This is a genomic window from Stenotrophomonas sp. A3_2 (assembly GCF_036624925.1).
Lineage (GTDB): Bacteria > Pseudomonadota > Gammaproteobacteria > Xanthomonadales > Xanthomonadaceae > Stenotrophomonas > Stenotrophomonas hibiscicola.
Genome location: NZ_JAZKVY010000340.1, coordinates 1 through 333 on the forward strand (window position 1 = coordinate 1; position 333 = coordinate 333).

1 pseudogene is annotated in these 333 nt (G+C 63.1%); it reads right to left on the bottom strand.

From position 1 onward, the window contains the following. Positions 1 to 286: pseudogene (locus tag R5H29_RS17995) on the bottom strand (hypothetical protein); the annotation flags it as partial. Between the last annotated feature and the right edge of the window lie 47 nt (positions 287 to 333).

Below are 333 nucleotides of genomic sequence, written 5' to 3' on the forward strand. Positions count from 1 at the left end.
TGCGGAACTGGTGCGTGCTGAACCTCCAGGGTTTCCCATCATGATCGGGGATGCCGACATGCCGCGCAAAGTCATTGATGCGCCAGGCGATATGCATGTGCGTCACCGGCACGATTTGGCCATACTGCGTGTTCTTCACCAGGAACAGATCGTCGCGGCCCGAGGCTTCGCGCAGCGGCGCGCTCAGCTGCTCGAGCAGCTCCACCGCGCGCACGACCGGTGCCGGGGCAACCCAGCGCTCCCTACGGCCATCGAGATCGTCGACAGTCTTGAACAGCCGGGACACGACATATGCCTGATTAACGCCGGTTCCGCCGATCGGGTGATGCTCGA